The 946-nt window shown below is 61.3% G+C and carries 1 protein-coding gene and 1 pseudogene; one reads left to right on the top strand and one right to left on the bottom strand.

Going from position 1 to position 946, the window contains the following annotated elements:
• The coding region (locus A3730_RS24315) for a VOC family protein (protein WP_082872524.1) at nucleotides 1–424 on the bottom strand (424 nt) is incomplete at its 3' end.
• A 203-nt stretch (nucleotides 425–627) separates the two neighbouring features.
• Here A3730_RS24315 and A3730_RS24310 point away from each other — a divergent pair.
• Nucleotides 628–946: pseudogene (locus tag A3730_RS24310) on the top strand (hydroxymethylglutaryl-CoA lyase); the annotation flags it as partial.

Genomic DNA, 946 nt, shown 5'->3' with positions numbered 1-946 from the left:
TGATTTCCAGCGAAATACCGTTGGGGTCGAAGAAATAGATGGAGTGAATGAAGTCGTGGTCGATGGGCCCAAAGCAGGGGCGGCCGGCCTTGTTAATCCGGCGGCGCCAATCCTTCAGCTCGTCCAGGGTGTCCACTTCAAAGGCCAGGTGCAGATCGAAGGCACTGCGCGGGCGGAACATTTTTTCATCGGCCCCCTCCGGGGCGTCGAAGAAGGCAATGAAATTGTCATCGCCCATCTTGAAGAACAGATGCATGTAGTCGATCTTGCGGCCGGTGCCTGGCTCTTCATCGAACACCATGGCCAGGGTGAGGGGCAGGCCCAGCACCTCTTCGTAAAACCAGCGGGTCTGCTCCGCATCGCGGCAGCGGTAGGCGCTGTGATGCACGTGCTTGAGCATGGCGCAGGGGGGCAGGCTGCTCATGGTTGGCTCCTGTTATTGCCTTTGGTTATTGGTGTTGGCGCTGTGGCAGCAATGAGGCTCTTTGCCCAAGATTGCCGCAGACGCCGCCACCAAGAACCTGTCAGTTCTGGCCACCTGCAAACCCACCGTCTGTCCGGCCAGGGTGCACAACGCCAGCGGCGATGGCACACTTGCGGGCCCCTTTCGGCACGACGGCAAGCACCATGGCAGATCAGGCAATCATCAACGAAGTGGGGCTGCGCGACGGCCTTCAGAATCAATCGGTAACCGTGGACACGGCCACCAAGGCAAAACTGGCCCAGTTACTGGTCGATGCGGGCATGCGCTACCTGGAACCAGTGAGCTTTGTGAGCCCCAAGGCGATACCGCAGATGGCCGATGCCGCCGCCCTGACGCCGCTGCTGCCGCAAGGTGACGCGCTGCACATCCCTCTGCACTACACGGCCCTGGTCCCCAATCTGAAGGGCTACCAGCTGGCGCGGCATGCGGGCTACCCCACGGTGGCGCTGGTGCTGTCCACCA

This window comes from Alcanivorax sp. HI0044 (assembly GCF_001634945.1).
The sequence above is the reverse complement of the archived record's forward strand: the minus strand, read 5'-3'. Positions and strand labels throughout refer to the sequence as shown.